Source organism: Pandoraea sputorum (assembly GCF_000814845.2).
Classification (GTDB): Bacteria; Pseudomonadota; Gammaproteobacteria; order Burkholderiales; family Burkholderiaceae; genus Pandoraea; species Pandoraea sputorum.
The window spans coordinates 1,066,843-1,091,774 of sequence record NZ_CP010431.2; the positions used below are offsets into that span (position 1 = coordinate 1,066,843).

Annotated in this window: 26 protein-coding genes and 1 tRNA gene; 11 read left to right on the forward strand and 16 right to left on the reverse strand. The window is 61.3% G+C overall.

The window, feature by feature from the left end:
* Positions 1-209 precede the first annotated feature (209 nt).
* Complete coding sequence (locus tag NA29_RS04870; RefSeq protein WP_039396322.1) at positions 210-1,658, forward strand: catalase; 1,449 nt, start codon at positions 210-212, stop codon at positions 1,656-1,658.
* A gap of 101 nt (positions 1,659-1,759) precedes the next feature.
* Here the strand turns inward: NA29_RS04870 and NA29_RS04875 are convergent, their stop codons facing one another.
* Entirely contained in the window at positions 1,760-2,347 is a 588-nt protein-coding gene (locus NA29_RS04875) for a thiamine phosphate synthase (protein WP_224786954.1), read from the reverse strand.
* A 279-nt stretch (positions 2,348-2,626) separates the two neighbouring features.
* Between NA29_RS04875 and NA29_RS04880 the strand changes: the two genes are divergently transcribed.
* The 3 genes from NA29_RS04880 to NA29_RS04890 all read left to right on the forward strand — a co-directional run bounded on the left by NA29_RS04880 (position 2,627) and on the right by NA29_RS04890 (position 4,616).
* A complete protein-coding gene (locus tag NA29_RS04880; protein WP_039396325.1) occupies positions 2,627-3,124 on the forward strand; it encodes a Dps family protein in 498 nt (165 codons plus the stop codon).
* A gap of 162 nt (positions 3,125-3,286) precedes the next feature.
* The gene (locus tag NA29_RS04885) at positions 3,287-4,111 is read left to right on the forward strand and encodes a YdcF family protein (protein WP_039396328.1); all 825 of its coding nucleotides are present in this window, start codon (positions 3,287-3,289) and stop codon (positions 4,109-4,111) included.
* Positions 4,112-4,208: 97 nt separating this feature from the next.
* Positions 4,209-4,616, forward strand: a complete 408-nt coding sequence (locus tag NA29_RS04890; protein WP_039396331.1) for a GlcG/HbpS family heme-binding protein — start codon at positions 4,209-4,211, stop codon at positions 4,614-4,616.
* Positions 4,617-5,080: 464 nt separating this feature from the next.
* Here NA29_RS04890 and hemP read toward each other — a convergent pair whose 3' ends face one another.
* The 13 genes from hemP to NA29_RS04955 form a co-directional block, all read right to left on the reverse strand.
* Entirely contained in the window at positions 5,081-5,326 is a 246-nt protein-coding gene (gene hemP, locus NA29_RS04895; RefSeq protein ID WP_371328956.1) for a hemin uptake protein HemP, read from the reverse strand.
* A gap of 196 nt (positions 5,327-5,522) precedes the next feature.
* Entirely contained in the window at positions 5,523-5,993 is a 471-nt protein-coding gene (locus NA29_RS04900; protein WP_174555897.1) for an SRPBCC family protein, read from the reverse strand.
* Positions 5,994-6,059: 66 nt separating this feature from the next.
* The gene (locus NA29_RS04905; RefSeq protein ID WP_039396342.1) at positions 6,060-6,470 is read right to left on the reverse strand and encodes an OsmC family protein; all 411 of its coding nucleotides are present in this window, start codon (positions 6,468-6,470) and stop codon (positions 6,060-6,062) included.
* Between the two features lie 263 nt (positions 6,471-6,733).
* Positions 6,734-7,630, reverse strand: coding sequence for a pirin family protein (locus NA29_RS04910; protein ID WP_039396345.1), 897 nt, complete (start codon positions 7,628-7,630; stop codon positions 6,734-6,736).
* Between the two features lie 274 nt (positions 7,631-7,904).
* Positions 7,905-8,327 (reverse strand): ExbD/TolR family protein, encoded by a 423-nt coding sequence (locus NA29_RS04915; protein ID WP_039396348.1) that lies wholly within the window; start codon positions 8,325-8,327, stop codon positions 7,905-7,907.
* A 27-nt stretch (positions 8,328-8,354) separates the two neighbouring features.
* A complete protein-coding gene (locus tag NA29_RS04920; RefSeq protein WP_039396352.1) occupies positions 8,355-9,092 on the reverse strand; it encodes a MotA/TolQ/ExbB proton channel family protein in 738 nt (245 codons plus the stop codon).
* 60 nt (positions 9,093-9,152) lie between these two features.
* Positions 9,153-9,872 (reverse strand): energy transducer TonB, encoded by a 720-nt coding sequence (locus NA29_RS04925; RefSeq protein WP_052252530.1) that lies wholly within the window; start codon positions 9,870-9,872, stop codon positions 9,153-9,155.
* Positions 9,873-10,230: 358 nt separating this feature from the next.
* Complete coding sequence (locus tag NA29_RS04930; protein WP_039396355.1) at positions 10,231-10,494, reverse strand: (2Fe-2S)-binding protein; 264 nt, start codon at positions 10,492-10,494, stop codon at positions 10,231-10,233.
* A gap of 137 nt (positions 10,495-10,631) precedes the next feature.
* Entirely contained in the window at positions 10,632-11,570 is a 939-nt protein-coding gene (gene murI / locus NA29_RS04935; protein ID WP_039396357.1) for a glutamate racemase, read from the reverse strand.
* Between the two features lie 133 nt (positions 11,571-11,703).
* A complete protein-coding gene (gene bfr / locus NA29_RS04940; protein WP_039396360.1) occupies positions 11,704-12,183 on the reverse strand; it encodes a bacterioferritin in 480 nt (159 codons plus the stop codon).
* 231 nt (positions 12,184-12,414) lie between these two features.
* Entirely contained in the window at positions 12,415-13,938 is a 1,524-nt protein-coding gene (locus NA29_RS04945; protein WP_039396362.1) for a fumarate hydratase, read from the reverse strand.
* Positions 13,939-14,001: 63 nt separating this feature from the next.
* Positions 14,002-14,571, reverse strand: coding sequence for a TIGR00645 family protein (locus tag NA29_RS04950; RefSeq protein WP_039396366.1), 570 nt, complete (start codon positions 14,569-14,571; stop codon positions 14,002-14,004).
* Positions 14,572-14,727: 156 nt separating this feature from the next.
* A complete protein-coding gene (locus NA29_RS04955; protein ID WP_039402384.1) occupies positions 14,728-15,615 on the reverse strand; it encodes a DMT family transporter in 888 nt (295 codons plus the stop codon).
* Positions 15,616-15,979: 364 nt separating this feature from the next.
* Between NA29_RS04955 and acs the strand changes: the two genes are divergently transcribed.
* The 4 genes from acs to NA29_RS04975 all read left to right on the forward strand — a co-directional run bounded on the left by acs (position 15,980) and on the right by NA29_RS04975 (position 20,735).
* Positions 15,980-17,962: an acetate--CoA ligase gene (gene acs, locus NA29_RS04960; protein ID WP_039396368.1), complete on the forward strand. Its 1,983-nt coding sequence runs from the start codon at positions 15,980-15,982 to the stop codon at positions 17,960-17,962.
* A 28-nt stretch (positions 17,963-17,990) separates the two neighbouring features.
* Positions 17,991-18,542, forward strand: coding sequence for a DUF4212 domain-containing protein (locus tag NA29_RS04965; RefSeq protein WP_052252531.1), 552 nt, complete (start codon positions 17,991-17,993; stop codon positions 18,540-18,542).
* Positions 18,539-20,557 (forward strand): sodium:solute symporter family protein, encoded by a 2,019-nt coding sequence (locus tag NA29_RS04970; RefSeq protein WP_039396371.1) that lies wholly within the window; start codon positions 18,539-18,541, stop codon positions 20,555-20,557. Before NA29_RS04965 ends, NA29_RS04970 begins: the two co-directional genes overlap by 4 nt.
* An 87-nt stretch (positions 20,558-20,644) precedes the next feature.
* Positions 20,645-20,735, forward strand: a tRNA-Ser gene (locus tag NA29_RS04975).
* Positions 20,736-21,176: 441 nt separating this feature from the next.
* Here NA29_RS04975 and NA29_RS04985 read toward each other — a convergent pair.
* Positions 21,177-21,707, reverse strand: coding sequence for a fasciclin domain-containing protein (locus tag NA29_RS04985; RefSeq protein ID WP_052252532.1), 531 nt, complete (start codon positions 21,705-21,707; stop codon positions 21,177-21,179).
* A gap of 100 nt (positions 21,708-21,807) precedes the next feature.
* Positions 21,808-22,701, reverse strand: coding sequence for an alpha/beta hydrolase (locus NA29_RS04990; RefSeq protein ID WP_039396375.1), 894 nt, complete (start codon positions 22,699-22,701; stop codon positions 21,808-21,810).
* A gap of 382 nt (positions 22,702-23,083) precedes the next feature.
* On the opposite strand from NA29_RS04990, the gene NA29_RS04995 reads away from it, so the two are divergent.
* The 3 genes from NA29_RS04995 (at position 23,084) to NA29_RS05005 (ending at position 24,898) form a co-directional block, all read left to right on the forward strand.
* A complete protein-coding gene (locus NA29_RS04995) occupies positions 23,084-23,635 on the forward strand; it encodes a chalcone isomerase family protein (protein WP_084103455.1) in 552 nt (183 codons plus the stop codon).
* A gap of 33 nt (positions 23,636-23,668) precedes the next feature.
* Positions 23,669-24,268 carry a DUF2878 domain-containing protein gene (locus NA29_RS05000; protein ID WP_072633203.1) on the forward strand — a complete coding sequence of 200 codons (600 nt, stop codon included), beginning with the start codon at positions 23,669-23,671 and terminating at the stop codon, positions 24,266-24,268.
* Positions 24,269-24,358: 90 nt separating this feature from the next.
* Positions 24,359-24,898 (forward strand): DUF3455 domain-containing protein, encoded by a 540-nt coding sequence (locus NA29_RS05005; RefSeq protein ID WP_039396378.1) that lies wholly within the window; start codon positions 24,359-24,361, stop codon positions 24,896-24,898.
* Positions 24,899-24,932 lie beyond the last annotated feature (34 nt).

Genomic DNA, 24,932 nt, shown 5'->3' on the forward strand with positions numbered 1-24,932 from the left:
AAGCCCAAGCCGCCAGGCGCGAATCCCTACCGCAGAAAGACGCATTCGAGGTGCCCGCAATGACCCAACTCAAGGCCTATTTGCACGACATCGAAACCACGCTGGAACACGTACTTGCCGACTTCGCCCTGATGGGGGCCTAAGCCGCTCAAGTTAAGCAAGTCGCAAACCATCGACCGATCAGGAACCAGGAAACAGGAGAGCGTCACATGTCCGACAAGATGAAACTCACGACCGCCGCAGGCGCGCCGGTCACCGACAATCAGAACACGCAAACGGCTGGCCCGCGTGGCCCGGCTTTGTTGCAAGACGTCTGGCTGATCGAAAAGCTCGCACACTTCGACCGAGAAGTGATTCCGGAGCGTCGCGTGCACGCGAAAGGCTCGGGCGCGTTCGGCAAGCTGACCATTACGCACGACATCACGAAGTACACCCGTGCCCGCGTGTTCGAAGCCGTGGGCAAGGAAACGCCGGTGTTCCTGCGCTTTTCCACCGTGGCAGGTGAGCGCGGTGCGGCCGATGCCGAGCGCGACGTGCGCGGATTCTCGCTGAAGTTCTATACCGACGAAGGCAATTGGGATCTCGTGGGCAACAACACGCCCGTGTTCTTCATTCGCGACGCGCTCAAGTTCCCCGACTTCATCCACACGCAAAAACGCGATCCGAAGACCAACATGCGTAGCCCTACGGCTGCCTGGGATTTCTGGTCGCGCTCGCCCGAGTCGCTGCATCAGGTCACCATCCTGATGAGCGATCGCGGTATTCCGAAGAACTACCGGCAGCAGCACGGCTTCGGCTCGCACACGTTCAGTTTCATTAATGCGGCGAACGAACGGTTCTGGGTGAAGTTCCACTTCAAGTCGATGCAGGGTGTGGAGAATCTGACGAACGCCGAAGCGGCGCAGGTCGTGGCAGACGATCGCGAAAGTCATCAGCGCGATCTGTTCGACGCCATCGAAGCTGGCAACTTCCCGCGCTGGCGCATGCAGGTGCAGGTGATGCCGGAGGCGGATGCCGCCACGTATCGCTATAACCCGTTCGACATCACGAAGGTGTGGCCGCACGCGGATTACCCGCTGATCGACGTCGGCGTGCTGGAGTTGAACCGGAATCCGGAGAACTACTTTGCCGACGTCGAACAGGCGGCGTTCAATCCGGGCAACGTGGTGCCGGGCATCAGCTTCTCGCCCGACCGCTTGTTGCAGGGACGTCTGTTCTCCTACGGCGACACGCAGCGCTATCGCCTCGGGGTGAACCACAGTGCGATTCCCGTGAACGCGCCGAAGTGCCCGTTCCATCACAGCTTCCATCGCGACGGTGCAATGCGCGTGGACGGCAATCTGGGCAGTACGCCGAACTACGAGCCGAATCGTTACGGTGCGTTTGCCGAACAGGCCGAGTATCGCGATCCGCAGCAGGCGGTGGGCGCCGTGGCCGATCGCTTCGATCATCGAGAAGACGACGATTACTACTCGCAGCCGCGCGCGTTGTTCCGTCTGTTCGACGATGCGCAGAAGGGGCGTCTGTTCGGCAACATTGCCGCATCGATGCAAGGGGTGCCGGACGACGTCGCCGAACGCCAGATTGCGCACTTCGACAAGATTGATCCGGCCTATGCGCAAGGCGTGATCGCCGCACGCAAGGCACTGGCGAAGTAAGGCATCACTGTTGAGAGTTCCGGCAGCGTGACTGCCGGAGCTTCATTCAGTCGGCGCAGTACGGTTGCGGGGACGGGCAGACCGTCTTCGCGACGTTTTTTTCAGGCTGCGGGCCAGAAGGCACGGATGGCGGCGATGCCATAAGCACCAGCGTTGCGGGCGGTATTGAGTGTCTCCGCGCGCATGCCGCCGAGCGCGAAGACGGGCAGCGTGGTTTGCGCGGCGAGTGCCGTGAAGGCTGGCCAGCCGAGGGGCGTTGCTTCCGGGTGAGTGGCGGTGGCGAGCACTGGTGACAGCGTCACGAAGTCCAGCCCCAGTTGCGAAGCCTGCGTCAGTTGTGCGGCATTGTGACAGGCGGCGCTCATCAGTTTCCAGCCTGCCGGACGCTTCTCGCAGGCCATGAGGCGTTCGCTCGTCAGATGCCAGCCGTCCGCTTGTGGCACCGTCCCGGCGTGCATGCCCTGGGGAGCGTCGAGCCAACGGTCGGCCACATCGTGCGGCGGATTCAGAATGAGTTGCGCCCCGGCTGCGTGAGTGAGCGCCAACGCGCTTTCCGCCAGCGCGCGGTAGCCGTCGGCATCGAGCGAACGGTTGCGCAACTGGACGAGGCGAGTGCCGCGCGCGAGCGCCTGCGCCAGTTGCGAGGCGAAGTCGGCGATGTGTGCGCGCGACGCGACATCGGGCGTCACCAGAAGCTGGCGGGGCAGAAGCGGCTGGGCGGGAGGCGCGGCGTCTTGAGCGACGGCGTTTGCGTGCGACGTTCCGGTAAGGCGTATGGGCATCGACGGGAGGTTGGCAGCAGGCTCGGCTGACTTGTTCGGATAGGGCGCAGTGTAACCGGAATGACGTGACGACCATCCTGAGGAAAATACGGAGACCGACGCCGGTCGCCGTCGAGTCTTTTTATTCAGCACGTTTTCCAACGTTTCGACGTTTTCGGAAGACGGCACAGCAAACGGAGTCAAATCATGGCAAAGAAAAGCAATGCATCCCGGGTGGCGAGCGTGAACATCGGTATCAGCGACAAGGATCGCAAGCGCATCGTCGAGGGATTGAGCCATCTGCTGGCAGACACTTACACTTTGTATCTGAAGACGCACAACTTCCACTGGAACGTGACGGGTCCGATGTTCAACACGCTGCATCTGATGTTCGAGGGGCAGTACAACGAACTCGCACTGGCGGTGGATCAGATCGCGGAGCGAATCCGTGCGCTCGGCTACCCGGCGCCGGGCACGTACAAGGAATTCGCAAAGCTGTCGTCGATTCCCGAGGCAGAGGGCGTGCCTGCGGCTGAAGAGATGATTCGCCAGTTGGTCGAAGGGCAGGAGGCCGTGACGCGCACTGCGCGCGGCATCTTCCCGATCGTCGACGCAGCCTCGGACGAGCCGACCGCCGACCTGCTCACGCAGCGCATGCAACTGCACGAAAAGAACGCGTGGATGCTGAGAAGTCTGCTGGCCTGACGTGCATCGCGCGATGCCAGTCCCGCGTAACTAATTGATGACGGATGACGCCCACGCGCTTGCGTGGGTTTTTTTCGTCACCCCGATGACGATCGTTCGGGACATGCGACGTGTCATAGAGAAAGGGGTGCACTCTGCTGTGCAGTCCAGTACACTCGCCGGATGCCCTTCGATTGGCTCGCCCGAAACCTCCTCGTCAGTCTCTTCCTGCCGCCTGCCAATGTGCTGGTGCTGGCAGGACTCGGGGTCATCTGCTGGCGGCGTTTTCCGAGAGTAGGTAAGGCGCTGGCCATCGCGGCGGCGCTTGCACTCTGGTTGCAGGCGACACCGTGGTTCAGCAACCAGCTGGCACGTTCGCTCGACGTCGGTCCCGCGCTCGATATCAAGGCCGTCGAGGTGGCACATCAGGCACAGGCGTCAGCGCCGCCCGATCTGTCTAATTCCTCGGACAACACGTCGACCCGTCCCCAGGCGGTCGTCATTTTGGGTAGCGGCATCAGCCTCGGCGCGACGGAGTATGGCCGGCGCGATGGCGTCGATCTGCCTCCGGGCGCGATCGCTCGCGTGCGCTACGGCGCATTCCTGGCCCGGCACGCACAATTGCCCGTACTCGTCTCCGGCGGTGCGCCGTCGGGCTATCCGGTGTCCGAAGGGCAACTGATGGCGAACGTCCTTCAGGAGGAGTTTGGCGTACCGGTACGCTGGATCGAAGGACAATCACTGAACACGGCGCAAAACGCCATTTTCAGCGCGCGCATGCTGACCAACGTCGGTGTGACGCGCGTCTACCTGGTCACGAACGCCTGGCATATGCGCCGCGCACGCGACCAGTTCGTGCGTGCTGGCCTCACGGTGGTACCCGCACCGTGCTGCGACGCCAACGCGTTGGAGCCCGACGCCGCATCCGGCTGGTGGCCAACGCTCGACGGCTTGCGCACTACGCGTGTGTCGCTGCGCGAGTGGATGGCGCTGAGTGTGGGACATTGAGCGGTCGTCGCTGGCGGAAACACAAAAGACGATGATGATTCGGAGCTTTGCCGTCATGCGGGCTCCATGACTTGCCAACCCTAAACGAGAGAGACGTATGAAGACGAAAGCTGTCCTGACCGTTGAAGACGTGCAGAAGATCAACGCGGCCGCCGTAGCGGAAGCCACTTCGAACGGCTGGAACGTGTGCATTACGATCGTCGACGACGGTGGCCATGCCCTGTCGCTGTATCGCATGGACGGTGCCGCTCCAAGCACGGCCATGATGTCGCTGGGCAAAGCGCAGACCTCGGCTGTCGGCCGTCGTGAGAGCGGTGCATTCGAAGAGATGATCAACGGTGGCCGCTTCGCGTTCCTGAGCGCACCGAACACGGCCATGCTCGAAGGCGGTGTGCCTATCGTTGTCGACGGCAACGTGATCGGCGCCGTGGGTGTGTCGGGTGTGAAGTCGAACCAGGACGCGCAAATCGCCCGCGCGGGCATCGCAGCCGTCACCGGCGCGTAATTCATCCGCCTGGCATCGCGCGTCACCATACGCTGGCCCGGCATCTGGTGCCGTGACAGCGCAGAAAGCAAAAAAGCATCGCCAATGAAAGTTGGCGATGCTTTTTTTTGTACGTCAAACCTTGCGCCGCAAAAAGAAAAACCCGTTCTCGCGAACGGGTTAAAGGCTTGTCAGGCCGTATGACAAACCTGAGGCTTGGCAGGTTCGTCACGAGGAGAACATCAATGAAACCCGAGTGGATGGACAAAAAAAGCGGCTTGGCTGGCGCGCAACGCAGGTAGAGAGGGGCTTGCCGTAACTACATGGGATCGCGTTGCGTTCGCTGGCTACTGCCAAACACCTCTTAGGCGAGGTGGTCCCCACAAAACTCGGTGAAGGTGACGGCAAGGTCGTGGTCTCGCCGCCACCAAAATTCGTTAAAAAAAGCCTGACTGCTTGACGTCTACTGCTTTGAACTCAATCGCTCACTTCGTCAGGATCAACTTTCCGTAACGCGTAGCGCGTAGTTGGTAAGTCTGGCCGTTGTGCAGGATGTTCACGCATTGCGTGCCCTGCAGCAGGTGATCGCTCGTCAGCACGCGACCGGTGGTTTGGCTGGTGGCCGGCTTTTCTGCCGCCGGGCTGGCCACTTGCGTGCGCGACACCGACAAGGTGCGGCGCGGTGCCGTGGCGGGCGTGGTCTGGCGGGCAGTGGTGTGGCTTGCGGTCATCTCGCTCATCCGTGTGGCTGACTGTGAGAAGAATCTTAAATGAGAATCATTCCCATTTATATTTGAATTTGGCTATTGCGTTTATTTCTTCAGTAGTTTTCGTCTAAATTGTGTTTGCTGGACGGTGGGATGCACCCCCCAGCAAACACGGCAGCCGAATCGACGGCATCCCCGGCCACAAGGCCCGCACGGTCGATCAGCCCAATGCGCCTTGCTCGGCAAGCTCGCGAATTCGACGGACGGTGTCGATGTCGGCTTCGCGGTAGGCCGATTTCACAAACTCGCTGTAGCGTGTGTCGGCGGTCACGGCGTCTTCTTGTAACGTCGTGCTATACGTAAATCGTACGAAAAGATGCGTCGGATTTGGCTCTTCGATACGCATCGTAAGGGTGCCACCTGCGTGCGCGTCGGTCGCTGCCGTCTCGTAGCGCACCGATTGCATGGACTCGAAGACGACCCGGTCCAGCACAACGGTCTCGCCGAAGCGCAGTTCGCGGCTCAACGTGTCTTCGGTGCGTTCGAGCATCGTGCACTCGTCCAGTCCCAGCACGAATGCCTCCGGCTGTTCGGCACGCAGCACGAGGCCACGCCACAGCTGATCGCGCGAGAGCGCGAAGGTCAGCGGATTCAGGAGGTCGTTGACCTCGATCAGGTGTTCGTACTGCAAGAATATTTCCCCTTCTGTCGATGAGGGCTGGCGTGTAACAACATCGCGCCAGCCGCGTGCCGGATATTACTCAACCAACGAACTGTCGATGGCGATGGTGCCGGACAACACCTTGTGAATTGGGCACGCATTGGCGATTTCCAAGAGGCGTTGACGCTGTTCCTCCGATAAATCCCCCGCCAGTTCGATCTTGCGCGTGATCTGCGTGGTGCCAGCGGGCGGCTTGCCATCCGGATTCATCGCCAGCGTCACTTTGACGTCCTTCAGCGGCCACTCCTTGCGGCGTGCATACATGTGCAGCGTAATCGACGTGCAGGCCCCCAGACTCGAGAGCAGCAGCGCCGACGGGGCCGGGCCGAGGTTGCCGCCGCCCAGCGATTCGGGCTCATCGGCAAGCCATTCGTGTTTGCCGTCCGACAGTTGGGTGGTGTATCCGGCGGCGCCCAAGTGGGCGGTGACAATCGCTTCTGCGGCCATGGCAGCTCCTGGAGGTCTGGATGAGTCCTGATCACTTCGATGAAAACGGCCCGTCACGATGATCCGCTGATCCGGCTTTCGGTGGAATCGGCGACATCAAAAGCATCGGGTCACAAAACACTCAACGCTTGCGGCGTACTCTGAGTGTCATTGTGACCCAATTTCGCCGGACCGTCGGCGTATGACGATGCATCCCCCACCCACTCACGACGTGAATGCGGTTTCGTGAGCGGGCAGGTGCGCTATGCGCTGGCGGTGTCCCGTCAGGTGCGCGACACGGACGCTGGAATGTGCCCCATACGTCCCGCCTGAAAGTCGAGAATCGCCTGACGAATCTCGCCTTCCGTGTTCATGACGAACGGGCCGTATCGCGCCACCGGCTCGCCCAGCGGCTTGCCGCCGATGAGCAGGAACGATAGCGGCTTGTCCCCATCGTTACGCACTGTCACGCCTTCGCCGTCCGTGCCGAACACGACCATCTGATGGGCTTTGGCTGGCGTAGACTCCGCACCGAAATGTCCTTCGCCATCGATGACGTATGCGAACACGTTGAAATCTGCGGGCACAGGATGATCGAGCAGCGCCTGGGGTTGCAGCGTGAAGTGCTGGTACAGAATCGGCGTACGTGTTTCGATGGCGGCGCGTGTGCCCAGCGCCTCGCCGGCGATCACGCGCACGGAGACCTTCCCGTCGTCGCTCGTCGCCGTGGGAATACCGGCGGCGGGCAGCTCCTGATAGCGCGGCGTCATCATCTTGTCGGTGCTCGGGAGATTCACCCACAGCTGGAAGCCGTGCATCTCGCCGCCGCGTTGCTGGAACGCATGCGACGGCTCTTCCGAGTGAATCACCCCGGCACCGGCCGTCATCCACTGCACATCACCCGGCGTGAGCTTGCCTGCGTGACCCTGCGAGTCACGGTGCTCCATCTCGCCAGCGAGCAGGTAAGTAACGGTTTCGAAGCCACGGTGCGGGTGATCTGGCGCGCCCTTGGCGTCGCCGGGGGCCACTTGCATCGGGCCCATTTCGTCGAGCAGAAGGAATGGATCGAAGTCCATCATCATGCGCGTCGGGAACGGGCGGTTGACGTGAAAACCAGCGCCTTCCTGCGTTTGCGCTGCGGTAAACACGCGGGCAACCGGGCGGGAGTAGGGGGTGCTCATGGGGGCGTTCTCCTGTTGGGGATGTGCGAGTCAAGCGTGCCTCACAGCCGCTTCGGTTGTCGCCGACATCCGTTGTCATGTCCCAACTATATGCGGACGTATGGCACCGGGAGTAGCCCGTAACACAGGAAGGATTGTTACCCGATTGGAACAATAGGTAATGAGTTCGTGAAATCTCAACGGATTTCGAACCATACGGACGAAAAAAAGCGCGGTGACTGGCACCGCGCCTTTTTCATCTGCGATTCGTGGATTTACCGGCTTACTTCACGAACTACTTCGCCGGTTCGGTCACGAAACCGAGTTTGGTCACGCCGGCCGTCTGTGCTTCTGAAAGCACCTTGGCGACGCTTTCGTAACGCACGCTCTTGTCTGCGAACAGGTGCAGTTCCGGTTGCGGCTGCGCTTCGGCGGCCTGCGCCAGACGTGCCTTGAGCGTGTCGTCGTCGATCTGCTGCTTGTCCCAGAAGACACTGCCGTCTGCCTGGATCGACAGGTCGACCTTGGCAGGCTTCGTGTCTTCCGGCTGGCTGCTCGCCTGCGGCAGGTCGAGCTTGACCGCGTGATTGAGCACCGGCAGCGTCACGATGAAGATGATCAGCAGCACCAGCATGACGTCGACGAGCGGCGTCATGTTGATTTCGCTCATCATCGCGTCATCGGCACCGTCGTCGCTGCTGTATGAACCCATAGCCATAGCGAACTCCTTGTCTTGCGCGGCGGCTTAGCTGGCGCTGGCCGACGTCGACTTGCGCACCGGCGTGACGTTGTTCGTGAACTGCGTCGAGTGCACGCTGGCGCCCGTCAGGAAGTAACCGTGCAGGCTGTGTGCAAAGCGGTTGAGCTTCGAGACGATACCCTTGTTGGCGCGCGTCAGGGCGTTAAAGCCGAGCACGGCCGGAATGGCGACGAACAGACCGAAGGCCGTCATGATCAGGGCTTCGCCCACCGGACCTGCGACCTTATCGATGGTGGTCTGACCCGATGCGCCGATGGCCAGCAGGGCGTGATAGATGCCCCACACCGTGCCGAACAGACCGACGAACGGCGAGGTCGAGCCGATCGAGGCCAGCATGGCCAGGCCGCTTTGCAGACGCGACACCGTATCGTCCACCGAGTTCTTCAGTGCGCGCGTGATCCAGTCGCTTACGTCCATCTTGTCGTGCAGATGCGGCTGGCTTTGACGGTGATGTTCGGCGGCGTCCTGACCGGCGAGGGCCAGCGCGAGGAACGGGTTGTTCTGACCCGATTCGCCCAGCTTTTGCAGACCGGCGGAGAAATTCTCCGAGTGCCAGAAGTCCGGCTCGGCGGTGCGCGTGAGGCGGCTCAGGCGGAAGACTTGCGTGCCCTTGATGATGATGACCGTCCACGACAGCACCGACATCACCAGCAATACGATCGCGATGGCGCGAGTGACGAAATCGCCCTGCGACCAGACGTGGCTCAAACCATACTCTTGCATTTTGCGTTCCTCGGAAGATCCAATTCGTTAATCGTTCGTTTAGCGTTCGTTTAGCGTTCGTTAGTCGTTCAGATTGAAATTGAACGGTTTGGTCGCGGCGGCTTCCACCGCACGGCCGTTTTGCATCGGGGGCGCACAACGCATCGCCAGCGCGGCGGTGCGGGCGGCCTGATCGAGGCGGGGGAAGCCGCTCGACTTGACGACGTTGGCGCTCGAGACCACCCCGCGGGTGTCGATCACGAGACGCAACGTGACGGTGCCTTCTTCGCCGACGCGACGCGATTGCGTCGGGTAGGCCACGCGAGGCTCATCGCACTTCACGGCGAGACCTTCGATCGGGCCTGACGGCGCAGGTGCCGGGGCCGGTGCGGGCGGTGCCGGCGGCGTGGGCGCTGCGTTCTGCACCGGCTCGACCTGCGCTTGTTGCGGCGGGGCGACCGGTTCGGTTTTTTGCGTGATGGCGTTCTTGGGCTGCTCGCGCGGCTTGGGCGGCGGCGGCGCGACCTTCGGCTTGGGCGGTTCCGGCTGCGGTTTGGGCGGCGCGGGTTGCGGAGGCGTCGGAGCGGGCGTGAGCGGAATGATCGTGGCGGTAAACGTCGTCGGCTCGATCGTCGCCTTTTCAGGATCGTTGCGCAGGTGCGACAACCCGATCAGGGCGGCAATGTGGACAACGACGATCGCTGCGGCAACGGCAAGGGTTCGCGGCGACGTCAATGGATCGCGGAATTGCTGGAGCGCAAGGCCGGATGAGGTCACGGCGGGGGGCACGGCGGTCGACATGATAACGGCTAGGGTACGCTAAATTGCGGCGATGAACGGTGAGTGAGACGCGGTGTGCGAAGCCTCGGGTTCGGGAACGGCCGGACGTACGATCAAAGGAAAACCGCGCCAAGGGGCGCGGTCGGCGAACACAGTGAGTTGGAAACCGTGCTGCAACTCACCTTCGAAACAGGAAAAACGATAAACACAGCGTCGAAACAAAGCCAATCAGGAGTTCCATCTGACACCTCCAGGGTGACAAGTCGCTGGCTGGCGCATGACGCCCTGAGACGCCTGGCTGGCTCCGTTGCCTCGTGATCTCAGTCGATGCCGGTCACGCAGGCGGATTTCCATGGGTCCGAAGACCCGTGCACGGCGCTTAAGCGGCCAATGCGAGTTCCTGACGCACCATCACGACTTCGACTTCCGTCGTCTCGACATGCGCGGACTGGCAGCAGCCACCGCACGAGCGGCCACAGCAAGGCGTGGCACCGGTCACCATCTCCTGGACATACGGACCGCACTTGCCGCAGCACAATGCAACGCCAAGGTCGATCTGAAGATCTTCCATGGTGGTGGCACCGGCGTCGAGGCAAGCCTTGATCTGACGGTCGGAAACGGATTTGCAGACGCAGACGATCATGATGAAAACGTCAAAATGTAACACTAATGAGAATAATTATTATTTAAGTCGGCGTCTTTTGCAAGCACCATAGACCTATCCCATATACCCCTCAGGGATATACGGACAGGACGTCAAGCGGGAATCATGGGAAGGTTTTACGGCAAAGCCAGACCGGCTGCGGCTTGCGGCGCGGTTTCGGCAATCTCGACGGTGGCTACGCGGGGTGCTGCGGGGTGATTGGAAACAGCGCCGGATGTGGCGGATATGTGCGACACGTCGGTTGCAGCAGTCGAACCGGCCGCGGCAGGGGCTTCGGGTATCAGTCGATCCGCCATGGTTTGCAGTGCCGCGGCGTTGGCGGTGGTGAACAACCGGATGCTGCCGCTGGCACACGCGCTGCCCGAAATTGCGGGGGCTGCCAGATCGGTCTCTTCAAGACGGCGTTGAAGCTGGCGGGCGATGGCTGCGCCCGTGTCGATCAACGTCAACGCAGTACCGAAATGTCGTTGGATGGCGGGAATCAGGAAGGGGTAATGCGTACAGCCGAGTACGAGCGTATCGGCCCCTTCGGCAATCATGGGTGCGATGTACTTGTCGAGCAGCGCCATCACCGCAGGCGAATCGACATCCCCGGCTTCGATGCGTTCGACCAGCCCATGCCCGGGCTGACACAGGAAGCGTTGGCCTTGCGCAGTATGACGAGCGAGCAAATCTGCGAAGCGGGCGCTGCGCAGCGTGGCGGCCGTGGCCAGCACGCCGATCACGCCGCTGCGCGACGTGGCCGCAGCAGGTTTGATCCCGGGTTCGACGCCGACGACCGGCCAGGCGTTATCGGCCCGCAGCGCCGCCACGCCATGCGCCGTCGCGGTGTTGCAGGCTACGACGAATGCCTTGGCACCGTGCTCGCGCAGCCATCGGCCGATGGCGAGGCTGCGTTGCTGGATGAAGGCGTCCGGGCGCTCCCCGTACGGCGCGTAGCGGGAGTCGGCGACATAGATGAGCGACTCGTGCGGAAGCAGAGCGCGTATGGCCTGAAGGACCGAGAGGCCACCGAGGCCGGAATCGAAGACGCCAATCGGCGCATTGGAGGGCATGGCAAATGAAAAAGGGCCGGCAAGTTGCCGGCCCCGAAATTCTAGCGCAAAGCCTGCGATCCGATATCGGAGGATACGGAGCCTGCAGGGCTGAGGCGCGCTTTTATTATCTGGGTTTTGCGGGTTGTCGGGCTTATTCTTCGAACGACGCCATGCCCGACTGCTGGTAATTCTGAATGCCGACCTTGCCGATGAGATCGATCTGCGTTTCGAGCCAGTCGATGTGTTCTTCGGTGTCGTGCAGGATCTCGTTGAAGATTTCGCGCGAGACGAAGTCCTTCACGCTTTCGCAGTGAGCGACGCCTTCCTTGCAAGTCTTCTGCGAGAGGTATTCGAGCTTCAGATCGCACTGCAGAATTTCTTCGGTGTTCTCACCGATGAGCAGCTTGTGCAGATCTTGCAGGTTCGGCAGGCCGTCGAGCATGAAGATGCGTTCGATCAGCTTGTCGGCGTGCTTCATCTCGCCGATGGATTCGTCGTACTCGTGCTTGCCCAGCTTGGTCAGGCCCCAATGGTTGTACATGCGGGCGTGCAGAAAGTACTGGTTGATCGCCGTCAGCTCGTTCGTGAGCTGGGCGTTGAGGAGTTCGAGGACTTTCTTGTCGCCTTTCATTTTGGATCCCTGTCTTAAGCAATTTGCGAGCGGTTGAAGAGTAGCTTGAAAAGCGTGGAAAGCCAAGCCCCACAAGGCTTTTCGTGAATGGTAATGCGAGTTATTCTCGCTCGCTTCCGAGGCATTTTTCACCGTCGAAACCGCAGTCGACCGCCAGGTGGAAGACGAAAAAAAGCCCGGACGAATCCGGGCTTTTTCAACTGACTGACGTGACGTCAGACTCAGTCGGGCTTACGCAGTCGCGACCGGAATCTTGCCGATCTTGGCTTGCCATTCCTTCGGGCCGGTCTGGTGCACGGAGACACCGGTCGAGTCGACGGCCACCGTCACCGGCATGTCCTTGACATCGAATTCGTAGATGGCTTCCATGCCAAGGTCTTCGAAGGCCAGCACGCGTGCGCCGCGAATCGCCTTCGACACGAGGTAGGCGGCACCACCGACGGCCATCAGATAAGCGGCCTTTTGCTTCTTGATGGCTTCGATCGCTGCCGGGCCGCGTTCCGACTTGCCGATCATCACCGACAGACCGAGCTTGCCGAGCATCAGGTCGGAGAACTTGTCCATGCGGGTCGACGTGGTCGGGCCTGCCGGTCCGACGACTTCATCGCGCACCGGATCGACCGGACCGACGTAATAAATCGCACGGCCCTTGAAGTCCACCGGCAGCGGCTCACCCTTGGCGACCATGTCGGCGATGCGCTTGTGTGCGGCGTCGCGGCCCGTGAGCATCTTGCCCGAGAGCAGCAGGGTCTGACCCGGCTTCCAACTGGTGATTTCTTCCGGCGTGAGCGTGTCCAGATCGACGCGCTTGCTCGTTTCCGTGTTCGGCGCCCAGTGCACATTCGGCCAGGCGTCGAGCGAGGGCGCTGCGAGGAACGAGGGGCCTGAGCCGTCCAGCGTGAAGTGCGCGTGACGCGTCGCGGCGCAGTTCGGAATCATGGCGACCGGCTTGGACGCGGCGTGCGTCGGGTAGTCGAGGATCTTGACGTCGAGCACGGTGGCCAGACCGCCGAGGCCCTGCGCGCCGATGCCCAGTGCGTTGACCTTCTCGAACAGCTCGATACGCAGCTCTTCGTTCCAGTTTTGCGGACCGCGCTTGATCACATCATGGATATCGATCGGGTCCATCAGCGATTCTTTCGCGAGGACCATGGCCTTCTCGGCCGTGCCGCCGATACCGATGCCGAGCATGCCCGGCGGGCACCAGCCGGCACCCATCGTCGGGACCGTTTTCACGACCCAGTCGACGATCGAGTCGGACGGGTTGAGCATCACGAACTTCGACTTGTTCTCCGAGCCGCCGCCCTTGGCTGCAACCGTGATGTCGACCTTGTCGCCTTCCACGATTTCGTAGTGGATGACGGCGGGCGTGTTGTCCTTGGTGTTCTTGCGACCGGCTTCCGGCGGCGCGACGATCGAGGCGCGCAGCACGTTGTCCGGGTGCATGTAAGCCTGACGCACGCCTTCGTTGATCATGTCGGTCAGGCTGCGCTTGGCGTCCCAGCGCACGTTCATGCCGACCTTCACGAACACGGTCACGATGCCGGTGTCCTGGCACAGCGGACGGCGGCCTTCGGCGCACATACGGCTGTTAGTCAGGATCTGCGCGATGGCGTCCTTGGCAGCGGGGCTTTCCTCGGCCTCGTAGGCGCGACCCAGTGCCTGGATGTAATCGTCCGGATGGTAGTAGCTGATGTACTGCAGGGCACCGGCGACGCTCTGAATGACGTCGTCTTCTTTAATGACGGTAGACATGAAACGGCTCTCGACTTAGTGGGGACTGGTTTTTTGTACTGACTTGCTACGGCTAAATTCTGTTCAGTGCTGCGCGGACGCATACGCGGGCGCATGGCTGTCGTTCGTCATCTTGTTGACGTAGGCCATGACAACGGCGGAAAGCAGGAACGCGCAGTGAATGATCACTTGCCACATGATCGTGTGCGGCGTTTGCTGAGCGGCATCGATGAACGTCTTGAGCAGATGAATCGACGAGATGCTGATAAGCGCCATCGACAGCTTCACCTTGAGCACACCGGCATTCACGTGATCGAGCCACTCGGGCTCGTCGGGGTGGCCTTCCACGCCGAGGCGCGAGACGAAGGTCTCATAGCCGCCGATGATCACCATGATGAGCAGATTCGAGATCATCACCACGTCGATCAGACCGAGCACGACGAGCATGATCTGCGTTTCGTCGAAGGTCGCGGCGTGCGTCACCAGATGGAACAGCTCGACGAGGAATTTGTAGACGTAGACGCCTTGCGCAGCGATCAGCCCGAGGTACAGCGGCAATTGCAACCAGCGGCTGAAGAAGATGACGCGGGGCAGGGGACGCATCGGACGAATGGTGCGCGGCGGCGCATCGGACGGGCGGCCGGGAGTCGACATGGCAATTTTGACGGGGTGTAAGCCTGCGCCTCGTGACGCGGGCTCAAGTTATCGGTTACGCAAATCGCAAGCAAAGTGCACGGGCACGGATAGCGCGGCGCGCTATCCGGCATGGCGGGCATTTTACAACGTCTTGGCGACGGTACCGCGTCCGATTCAGTCTCGGGCTGGCAATAGCGTCTTTCGCGAACCGGCGGACGGCAGCGCTGCGAGCACGATCCCCGCGACCGTCAGCGCCAGCGCACCGCCTTGGGCGACCGACAGCCGCTCACCCAGAAATATCACGCCATAGGCCGTGGCCGCGACCGGCACCATCGCCGTGAAGACCCCCGCAAGCTGAGCGCTGACGTGGCGAATGCCGCGCATCCACAGGAAGAACGAGAATACGCTCGCGGCGAGTCCGTACCAGACGATGAGCGCCCAGTGACCGGGTGTGAGGGCCGAATAATCCACCGCCATCAGCCCGACGATGCCCAGCGGCAGCATCAGCAAGCCGCCGATCAGATGCGTATAGGCGCAGATGTCGATGGCGGGGAGTTCGGCCGCGAGGCGTTTCGAGACGATCACGTAAATCGCTTCGCAGACCACGGCCCCCAGCACCAGCGCGTTACCCAGCCATGCGCCGCTGCTGGCGTCGGCCCCGCTCGCACCGTGGGCGTCACCGCGCGAGGCGTTGAGCAATGCCACCCCGGCAATCGCCAGCCCAATGCTCACGAGCGTGCGTCGCGACGGGTGTTCGCGCAGCACGGCCCATGACAGGAGCGCGACGCAGGCAGGCAGCGTCGCGGTGATGACCCCGGCAGCCGTGGCCGTCGTCATGCGCACGCCGTAGAGCATGAGTAACGTGAAGAGGAATGTGCCGAAGAACGTCTGCACGAAGAGGTGGCCCCATTGGCTGCGGGTGACGCGCCGCATGGCCGAGGGCCGGTAGCGCGGCGCAAGCGCAATGATGGCGATCACGAAGCGCCAGAGCGCGAAGGCGGCCACAGGCATGACGGCGACCATCGTCTTACCGATCCCGACGTTGGTGCCGACGAACGTCATCGCCAGTGCGAGCGCGAAACTCGGAAAGCGCGCAAACAGGCGGTCGGTGCCGGTCGGTGCGGCGTGCGTGGCCGCGGGGTTGTTGCTGGGCGTCTGAGGCGTAGATGTCGAATTCACGGGCGCTCCGGGCGATTCCGGGGTGGCGGGACGAGGGTGATAAGCGTAGGATTGTAGCGATTACGCCACACTTTGCTGCAGTGCGACAACGCGTTTCGCGTGAGTCCCGCACGCAAGGCACGGGAGTCGAATGCACCAGTGTAAGGCGTTAGTAAGTCGCTCGTCTTAATGTGACGTTAGGTGACGTTAGCGATTTGTTTTAGCTTGATTGCAATGGTATTTGCATATCCATAAGAGGGGACAACTCATGGCAGCAATTGAATCGGTATTGCAGGAGCAGCGCGTTTTCGCGCCGCCGCAGGCGCTGGTCGCCAAAGCGAACATTTCCGGCATGCCCGCCTATGAGGCGCTGTGCGCCGAGGCCGAGAAGGATTACGAGGGATTCTGGGCGCGTCAGGCGCGCGAGAATCTGGCCTGGCACAAGCCGTTCACCAAAGTCCTCGACGAGACCAACGCCCCGTTCTATACGTGGTTCGAAGATGGTCAGATCAACGCTTCCTACAACTGCCTGGACCGCCAGATCGAAGCGGGCCTGGGCGACAAACCCGCCATCCTTTTCGAAGCCGACGACGGCACGGTGACCCCCGTCACCTATCGCGACCTGCTTGCGCGCGTGAACCGCTTTGCGAACGCGCTCAAAGCCCGAGGCGTGAAAAAGGGTGACCGCGTGGTCATTTACATGCCGATGTCGATTGAAGGCGTTGTCGCGATGCAGGCGTGTGCCCGCATTGGCGCTACGCACTCGGTCGTGTTCGGCGGCTTCTCGGCCAAGTCCCTCAACGAGCGCGTGATCGACGCTGGCGCTGTCGCCATCGTCACTGCCGACGAACAGATGCGCGGCGGCAAGGCGCTGCCTCTGAAGGCCATCGTCGACGAAGCCCTCGCAATGGGCGGCTGCGAACACGTGAAGTCGGTGATCGTCTACCGTCGCACGGGCGGCAACGTGGCGATGCAAGCCGGTCGCGACGAAGTGCTGCAAGACCTCGTCGCCACGCAATCGGACCAGTGCGAGCCGGAGTGGGTGAGTGCCGAGCATCCGCTGTTCATCCTCTACACGTCGGGCTCCACGGGTAAGCCGAAGGGCGTTCAGCACAGCACCGGTGGCTATCTGCTGTGGGCGTCGCTCACGATGCAGTGGACGTTCGACATCAAGCCGGATGACGTCTTCTGGTGCACGGCCGACATCGGCTGGATCACCGGTCACACGTACATTGCGTACGGCCCGTTGGCGGTGGGCACGACGCAGGTCGTGTTCGAGGGCGTGCCGACGTATCCGAATGCAGGCCGTTTCTGGGAAATGATCGATCGTCACAAGGTGACGGTGTTCTACACCGCGCCGACGGCCATCCGTTCGCTGATCAAGGCAGCGGAGCAGACGCCGGAAGTGCATCCGAAGAAGTACGACCTGTCGTCGCTGCGCATTCTCGGGTCGGTCGGCGAGCCGATCAATCCGGAAGCGTGGATGTGGTACTACGAGAACGTTGGTCGCGGTCGTTGCCCCATCGTCGACACGTGGTGGCAGACAGAAACGGGGGGTCACGTGATTACGCCGCTGCCGGGTGCAACGCCGCTGGTGCCGGGCTCGTGCACGCTGGGTCTGCCGGGGGTGGCGGTGGCCATCGTCGACGAAACCGGTCAGGACGTGCCGAACGGTCAGGGCGGGATGCTGGTGATCAAGCGTGCGTGGCCGTCGATGATTCGTACGATCTGGGGCGACCCGGAGCGTTACAAGTCGAGCTACTTCCCTCAAGAGCTGGGCGGCAAGATTTATCTGGCGGGCGACGGTTCGATTCGCGATGCGAAGACCGGTTACTTTACGATCATGGGCCGTATCGATGACGTGCTGAACGTCTCGGGTCACCGCATGGGCACGATGGAAATCGAGTCGGCGCTGGTGGCGAACCCGATCGTGGCCGAGGCTGCGGTCGTGGGACGTCCGGACGATACGACGGGCGAGGCGATTGTCGCGTTCGTGGTGCTTAAACGTTCGCGCCCGACGGGTGACGAAGCGAAGCAACTGGCGTTGGAGCTGCGTAACTGGGTGGGCAAGGAGATCGGTCCGATCGCCAAGCCGAAAGACATCCGTTTCGGCGACAACCTCCCGAAGACGCGCTCGGGCAAGATCATGCGTCGTTTGCTGCGTGTGATTGCGAAGGGTGAAGAGATCACGCAGGACACGTCCACGCTCGAAAATCCGGCCATTCTGGACCAACTGAAGCAGGCGCAGTAAGCGCAGATTCGATTCCGTTGCGTCTGCAATGACGAAGCGCTCGCGGCCCGGCGCGCATGGCAATGCTGCTGCGTCGGAGATTCACGATGCCGATGGCCTGTCCTCTGACGTCATGTCGGAGGGCAGGCCGCGTACGCAAAATTCCGTTGGCTCGCTCCCTTTGTCCTCTGCTGAAATCGACATCGACTGGCATGGCGAGGCCGCTGCAATTGCGGCGCGTCATTGGCGTCGCACGTTGTGGCTCGTGGCGGTGCTGATGGCGATTGGTTTCGTTGTGACGTTCGTCCCTCAGTTCTGGGCTCGCGAGTGGGCGTCGGTACGAATCGCGGGATGGCCGTTGCCGTTCTACATGGGGGCGCAAGGCTCGATCCTGATCGACATTGGTCTTATCGCCATCTACGCACTGATGCAGCGACGTAACGATGCGCGTTATCGCGACGCGTTGATTCGATTGCGCCACGAGCGCCGCAAGCGCCTCGGGCTCGAGGACAACGCGCCGGACCCTGTGATGGCGCGCGCCACATCGCGTAGCGCAGGCAGTGATTCTTCTCGCGCCGCCTCGGCGCAAACCTACCGATGAGTTTCACGCGCAGGCTGCTGCGCTACTACCTGTATTACACGGCGGGATTTCTCGCGTTCGTGCTGATGATCGGCTTGCTTGAGCGCGTCAACGGCCCGGGCGTGTGGATCGGCTACGCCTTCCTTTTCGTGACGATTGCCGTGTACGCGGTGATCGGTCTTATCTCCCGCACGTCCGACGCAGCCGAGTATTACGTCGCAGGACGTCGCGTGCCGCCGATGTTCAACGGCATGGCGTGCGCAGCCGACTGGATGAGCGCCGCGTCGTTCATGGGCCTCGCGGGCTCGCTTTACGTCTCCGGATACGACGGCCTCGCTTACGTCATGGGATGGACGGGGGGGTACTGTCTGGTGGCGTTCTTGCTCGCGCCGTACTTGCGCAAGATGGGGCGCTACACGGTGCCCGACTTCCTGGGCACGCGATACGACAGCAATCTCGTGCGGGCGCTGGGCGTCTTTTCGACGATTTTGTGTTCGTTCGTGTATCTCGTCGCGCAGATTCAGGGCGTGGGGCTGATCGCGTCGCGCTTTATCGGTGTCGAGTTCACGATCGGGATTTTCTTCGGGCTGGCGGGCATTCTCGTCTGCTCGTTCCTGGGCGGCATGCGTGCTGTGACCTGGACGCAGGTGGCGCAGTACATCATCATGATTACTGCGTTTTTGGTGCCGACGGCGATGATCGGCCATCAGACCGGCAATGGCTGGTTCCCGCAGTTCAGCTATGGCGAGGCGCTGGCGAAGGTCGAGGTGCTGGAAAAGGCGTTGCGCAATTCTGTGCCGGAGCGAGAGGTGCGCGACTACTACCGGGAGCAGGCGGAGCAGATGCAGCGTCGGCTGGACGGGTTGCCGGATACGTTCTTCAGTGAGCGGGCGGAGTTAGAGCGGCAGTTGCTGGACACGAAGCGTCGCAATGGTCCGCTGCGGGATGTGAAGGTACTCGAAGCGAAGCTGGAGGCGTTTCCGCGGGACGTGGGTGAGGCGCAGAACCAGTGGCTGGAGATGCGCAACCAGTACGTTGAGCGCAGCGAGCCGCCGAGAGCGATGACGGAGCCGTTCCCGGCGCGAGACGACACAACGCGCAACTCGCAGCGTCTGAATTTCTTGCTGCTGATGGTGTGTCTGATGATCGGGACGGCGAGCCTGCCGCACATCCTGACGCGCTACGGCACGACCGCGACGGTGCAGGGTGCGCGTAGCTCGGTGGGCTGGACGTTGTTCTTCGTCGCATTGTTGTATGTGAGTGCGCCCGCGTTGGCGGTGATGCTCAAGTACGACGTGCTGCTGCATCTGGTTGGTGCGCGCTACGACAACCTGCCGGGGTGGGTGACGCAATGGCGTCACGCGACGCCCGTGCAACTGGATATCTCGGACGTCTACCGCGACGGTGTGGTGCAGTGGGGTGAGATCTGGATGCAGCCGGACATGCTGGTGCTGGCGGGACCGGAGATTGCGGGGCTGCCTTATGTGATATCGGGGTTGGTGGCGGCGGGCGCGTTGGCGGCGGTGTTATCGACGGCGGACGGTTTGTTGCTGACGATTGCGAACGCGTTGTCGCACGACGTCTACTTCCACATGGTGGACCGGAACGCGTCGAGTCAGAAGCGGGTGACGACGTCGAAGATATTGCTGTTGTGCGTGGCGATGTTTGCGTCGTATGTGACGTCGCTGAAGTTGGGGAATATTTTGTTTCTGGTGGGGGCGGCGTTTTCGTTGGCGGCGTCGTGCCTGTTCCCGGCGCTGGTGTTGGGGGTGTTCTGGAAACGGACGACGCGTTTGGGCGCGACGGCGGGGATGGTCAGCGGATTGTTGGTGTGCGTGTACTACATCATGACGACGTATCCGTTCTTCACCCGCCTGACGGGCTTCGCGGGCACCCGATGGTGGGGCGTTGACCCGATCTCGGCGGGGGCGTTCGGTGTGCCGGTGGGTTTCGCGGTGGCGATCGCGTTCAGCTTGCTGGGCGGACGCCCGAGCGAGCGCGACCGCCATCTCGTCGACCATCTCCGACGCCCGTAACGACGGGCATCCAAAGAAATTTAACGTCGCACTTCACGAAAGGGGGTGAGATGTTGTCGCCGACCTGCTATAATGCGCGACCATTCAGGAGAGATGGATGAGCGGTTTAAGTCGCACGCCTGGAAAGCGTGTATAGGTTAATAGCCTATCGGGGGTTCGAATCCCCCTCTCTCCGCCACGTATAAACAAAGGGCTTCCCAGTTGGGAGGCCCTTTGTGCGTTTACGTCGCTAAAAACTAAAGAGCGCTGGGCCGTCGATTACAGAGACAGCAACTACGCATCGAGAAAGTCGGCTTTCAACTTATGGCATTCGCAGGCCATTTCGACGGTCATTTCGCCGAGTTCTTCGAAGATCGCGAGCAGGAATCGATGAGGTATTTCTTTGCCGGTATCAGTGACCGTGCTCGTCGTGAGCGCGAGGATGCGTTCGGAAAGCGTGTCGGACCTATGTTGGCTTACGCGGTCAAGCCACCAAGAACCGCGCGAGCCACCCAACCCCGGTGTCAACCTACTTCTGCTCATTCTCTACTCTCGAGCTAAATGGAAGTGGCTTGGTGTTCTCGACTAAACATCGAACCGCATCTTCAAACTGTAACGGGAGGTACGCCACTTCTCGCAGTCATGGCAGCAAGACCTTATCCACGACGAAAATGACGCCGTTGGACTGAAATACGTCGCTGATAGTCACGTGTGCCACGCCACCCTTGTCGTCGGTCACAGTCAGTTGACTGCCTTGTTGACGAACCGTGAGCTTGTCGCCCTCGGCGGTTGTCAGAACTGCGGCACCGCCACTGTCTTTGATCGTTTTCATGAGGTCCTGCGACGACATACGTCCCGGCACAACGTGGTACGTCAACACTTTGACCAGCGTTCCCTTGTTCTCCGGCTTCAACAACGTGTCCACCGTCCCCGCAGGTAGCGCGGCGAAAGCCTCATTGGTCGGTGCAAACACCGTGAACGGGCCGGGACTGGAAAGCGTGTCCACCAAGCCACCGGCTTTCACTGCGGCGACTAACGTTGTATGGTCCTTCGAATTCACCGCATTCTGAACGATGTTCTTCGAGGGATACATGGCTGCCCCGCCCACCATGACAGTCTTCTCGTTGCTATCCATCGCGGCCGCCGTCGCACTGATCTGCCCGCCAAGCATGCACCCTGCCGCGACGAAAACACACAGAAATCCAGTTGAATACGCTGCTTTCATTTCTTCATCCGATTGATGGCACTTCGCAAAGTGGAAGCGCTCATGTTTACGAGCCACCGGGATCATCGGATGCACTTGCAGGAACGGAATCGACATAGGCCGCGATATCGTCCAACACTGTCGAGAATTTTCTGATCGGCAAACCGAGTGCGCCGAGCAGTAGTAAATGCCCAAGGTCGTAACGCTGGACGTGCACGTTATCGCCCATCTCGCTCAGACGATCTGCGAACCGCTCGGTATTGCCGGGGTCGACCAACGAATCGCTATTGCCAACCCCTAACCACATCGGCGGCTCGCGACCTGTCACAAATCGGATCGGCTGACTGTCGTCTCTTACAGTTATCGGAAATATCCGTTCGAGCACTTTGCTGCGCAGCGGGAGAAAATCGTAGGGTCCGGCAAGCGCCACAACGGCGGCAATCTCTTGTTGCCCGACGCGGTACGTATTCAGATAGCGCCTGTCGGTCGCCAGCAAAGCAACGATTTGCGCGCCAGCCGAGTGCCCCATGAGAATCAGGCGATGCTTATCCCCGCCGTACGCCTGCGCGTGGTCCCTCGCCCATCGCACGGCGCGCGCTGCGTCATCCATAAACGCGGGGAAGACGACTTCCGGATATTTTCGGTAATCGGGGATCACGACAATCATTCCCCGTGACGCCAGCGCTTCGCCGACGAAACGATATTCGTCGCGCTCACCGCTTTGCCAACTGCCGCCGTAGAAGAACACCACAACCGGCATCGGTTCGCTGCGTGGCGTGCGGGTCGTCGGGATATACACATCAAGCGCCTGGCGGGTCGAATGCCCGTAGGGAAGCCCTGTCGCCAGGTCATACGTGGAACTGGGTGCCAATACATTGAGAAGGGTTGCCGGGCTACATGCACTGAGCGCGGCACTGGCCGTCGTTATCAGCATCAGGCGGTTGAGTGCGGCAGTTGGCATAGGGTCTCCGTTCGCCATCCGGGTTGGCAGATAAGGGGGCTTGTATGGCGCTCCAGCGCCCGCCCGACGCCCCCACTTTGCCGTATACGGCGGATGACTCGGATCAGATGCACGGAAACCTCAAAGACAGCAATTTTTCTTAACGAAAATGCATCCGTTTGCTCGTTTCGACCGTATACGGAAGTTCGCAAGCCCCGGTAAGTCAGGCTCGTAAAGGGTTTCGACGTACCGGTATTGCATATCGATACGTCGCCTTGGGAGATCAAACGATGATGTCGCTTCGACTACGCGCCCGCCGCGCTAGCGCGCCATGACGCCCGGGCACATTTCGATGTCCCGACGGACTCGGCGTATTCGGACGTCGGTATCTGACCTGGCAGGCATGTTGCGCCGTACGTTGGCTTGTGGACACCGGGGACTCCTGCTTGCGGTTTGGCTCGGCGGGTGCAGTCTTGCGAACGCGCATGCTGGCTGCCTCGACGACGTTCGCAATGCGCAGCGCATCGGTGCCGGAAATTTTTGCGTGCTGGGCTTTTGCCTTTACCGGGCGGAGCTTTGGGCGACGCAAGCCCCCCGACCGTCCACACTGCACGATGCCCCCTTCGCGCTCTCTCTCACGTATGAACGAAGCGTGAGCGCAGAGCGAATCGTCTCGACGGGGCTCGACGAAATTCAACGCCTGTCGGCGCAGCCCATTGCCGATGCTACGCTAGCGCGATGGCAACACAACATGCGGCGCGCCTTTGGTGATGTCGTTCGTGGGGACGAACTCTGCGGCGTCTATTTGCCCGGGCATGGCGCGCGGTTCTACACCAATGGCAAATTGTCGGCCGACGTTCAGGATCCGGCTTTCGCCGAAGCATTTTTCGACATCTGGCTGGATCCCCGAACGCGTGCGCCATCGCTGCGTCAACAGTTGTTGGGCGGTCCCTGAGTGCTCGGCCCTCGCCACCGATACGAGCTCTGGATGCCGCCAGCGTATTGGCGGGCGCTCTATTTGGTGCTCGGCCAGATCGGATGGCTAATTTGTGTGCTCAGTGCCGCTCACGGACAGGCGTGGATCGGCGTGGTGTTTGTGAAGCTACTTGTCGCAGGACATTTGTCCGCCATGCGAGACGCGGCACGCGAAGCGATGTTTGTCGCGTTCGTGGCGCTTGCCGGCTGGGGATGGGAGTCGCTTGTGGTGCGATCCGGCTGGCTCGTTTATCCGGCCGGTAGCTGGCCGACGGGATACGCGCCCTACTGGATGTCGGGTCTTTGGGCGCTGTTTGCCATACAAATCAACCCGCTATTCTCATCGCTGCGCCCGCATTGGGTATTGGCCTCGCTACTCGGCGCAGTGGGCGGCCCGCTGTCGTTTCGCGCTGGGGCCGCGCTGGGCGCAGTGACTTTCATCCACCCGTGGGCCGCCGTTGCCGTGATGGCAGGCGGATGGGCCGTCCATTTTCCCGCACTGCTGTGGCTGGCAGGACGAACAGGATCCGCGCCATTGTGGCGGGATGCAGACCGCTCAGGAAGCGCGTCGGCGAACAAGTCCGAGTACCACGGAACAAATATTTCCGATTGACTGCATCCGAATCGGCATCTCGTGTGTAGAGAGAGTGATGCCCCCGAATCCGGGGCGTCTATCTTATCGAACCGACACAGGAGTTTTGCCATGAAGCGCGTCGTCTTTGTCAGCTTGGCCGCCCCCGTCCTTCTCGGCGCTTGCGCCGCAAACATGTCGATGCCCGGCGCATCGGCACCGGTTGCCGACGCGGTGAAGGTTCCCGACGGTCATCGCGTCGCTCTGCAAACCGTAGGCAAAGGCGACATTCTGTATGAGTGTCGGGAGAAGAAAGAGGCGATGGGCCAGTTCGAATGGACCTTCGTCGGACCCGACGCCGTGCTGACCGACCGCTCCGGAAACGCCGTCGGGAAGTATTACGGCCCACCCGCCACATGGGAGTCCAGCGACGGCTCGAAGGTGACGGCAACACAGGTAGCCGTCTCACCGGCCGGCTCCGGAAATATCCCGCTGCAATTGGTCAAGGCAAATCCGGCGACGGGAACCGGCGCGATGCAAGGCGTGGCGTATATCCAGCGGCTGGCAACCCAAGGTGGCACGGCACCGACCTCACAATGCAGTCTGGCCACCAAGGGCGCGAAACAGACCGTGAAATATCAAGCCGACTATATTTTCTGGAAAGCCTCTTGACAGGATTGGACGCCAACGGCATTTTCCGGGAAAC

Bases quoted from the DNA above. Each gene is read 5' to 3' on its own strand.
- bfr (WP_039396360.1), bottom strand. From the start codon at position 12,183: ATGAAAGGCGACAAGAAAGTCCTCGAACTCCTCAACGCCCAGCTCACG.
- NA29_RS04970 (WP_039396371.1), top strand. From the start codon at position 18,539: ATGAGTTTCACGCGCAGGCTGCTGCGCTACTACCTGTATTACACGGCG.
- NA29_RS04890 (WP_039396331.1), top strand. From the start codon at position 4,209: ATGAAGACGAAAGCTGTCCTGACCGTTGAAGACGTGCAGAAGATCAAC.
- NA29_RS04950 (WP_039396366.1), bottom strand. From the start codon at position 14,571: ATGTCGACTCCCGGCCGCCCGTCCGATGCGCCGCCGCGCACCATTCGT.
- NA29_RS04995 (WP_084103455.1), top strand. From the start codon at position 23,084: ATGTTGCGCCGTACGTTGGCTTGTGGACACCGGGGACTCCTGCTTGCG.
- NA29_RS04985 (WP_052252532.1), bottom strand. From the start codon at position 21,707: ATGCTTGGCGGGCAGATCAGTGCGACGGCGGCCGCGATGGATAGCAAC.
- NA29_RS04955 (WP_039402384.1), bottom strand. From the start codon at position 15,615: ATGACGTTCGTCGGCACCAACGTCGGGATCGGTAAGACGATGGTCGCC.
- hemP (WP_371328956.1), bottom strand. From the start codon at position 5,326: ATGACCGCAAGCCACACCACTGCCCGCCAGACCACGCCCGCCACGGCA.
- NA29_RS04915 (WP_039396348.1), bottom strand. From the start codon at position 8,327: ATGGCTATGGGTTCATACAGCAGCGACGACGGTGCCGATGACGCGATG.
- NA29_RS04965 (WP_052252531.1), top strand. From the start codon at position 17,991: ATGACGAAGCGCTCGCGGCCCGGCGCGCATGGCAATGCTGCTGCGTCG.
- NA29_RS04910 (WP_039396345.1), bottom strand. From the start codon at position 7,630: ATGAGCACCCCCTACTCCCGCCCGGTTGCCCGCGTGTTTACCGCAGCG.
- NA29_RS04925 (WP_052252530.1), bottom strand. From the start codon at position 9,872: ATGTCGACCGCCGTGCCCCCCGCCGTGACCTCATCCGGCCTTGCGCTC.
- NA29_RS05005 (WP_039396378.1), top strand. From the start codon at position 24,359: ATGAAGCGCGTCGTCTTTGTCAGCTTGGCCGCCCCCGTCCTTCTCGGC.
- NA29_RS05000 (WP_072633203.1), top strand. From the start codon at position 23,669: ATGCCGCCAGCGTATTGGCGGGCGCTCTATTTGGTGCTCGGCCAGATC.
- NA29_RS04930 (WP_039396355.1), bottom strand. From the start codon at position 10,494: ATGATCGTCTGCGTCTGCAAATCCGTTTCCGACCGTCAGATCAAGGCT.
- NA29_RS04880 (WP_039396325.1), top strand. From the start codon at position 2,627: ATGGCAAAGAAAAGCAATGCATCCCGGGTGGCGAGCGTGAACATCGGT.
- NA29_RS04905 (WP_039396342.1), bottom strand. From the start codon at position 6,470: ATGGCCGCAGAAGCGATTGTCACCGCCCACTTGGGCGCCGCCGGATAC.
- NA29_RS04945 (WP_039396362.1), bottom strand. From the start codon at position 13,938: ATGTCTACCGTCATTAAAGAAGACGACGTCATTCAGAGCGTCGCCGGT.
- acs (WP_039396368.1), top strand. From the start codon at position 15,980: ATGGCAGCAATTGAATCGGTATTGCAGGAGCAGCGCGTTTTCGCGCCG.
- NA29_RS04920 (WP_039396352.1), bottom strand. From the start codon at position 9,092: ATGCAAGAGTATGGTTTGAGCCACGTCTGGTCGCAGGGCGATTTCGTC.
- NA29_RS04885 (WP_039396328.1), top strand. From the start codon at position 3,287: ATGCCCTTCGATTGGCTCGCCCGAAACCTCCTCGTCAGTCTCTTCCTG.
- NA29_RS04990 (WP_039396375.1), bottom strand. From the start codon at position 22,701: ATGCCAACTGCCGCACTCAACCGCCTGATGCTGATAACGACGGCCAGT.
- murI (WP_039396357.1), bottom strand. From the start codon at position 11,570: ATGCCCTCCAATGCGCCGATTGGCGTCTTCGATTCCGGCCTCGGTGGC.
- NA29_RS04870 (WP_039396322.1), top strand. From the start codon at position 210: ATGTCCGACAAGATGAAACTCACGACCGCCGCAGGCGCGCCGGTCACC.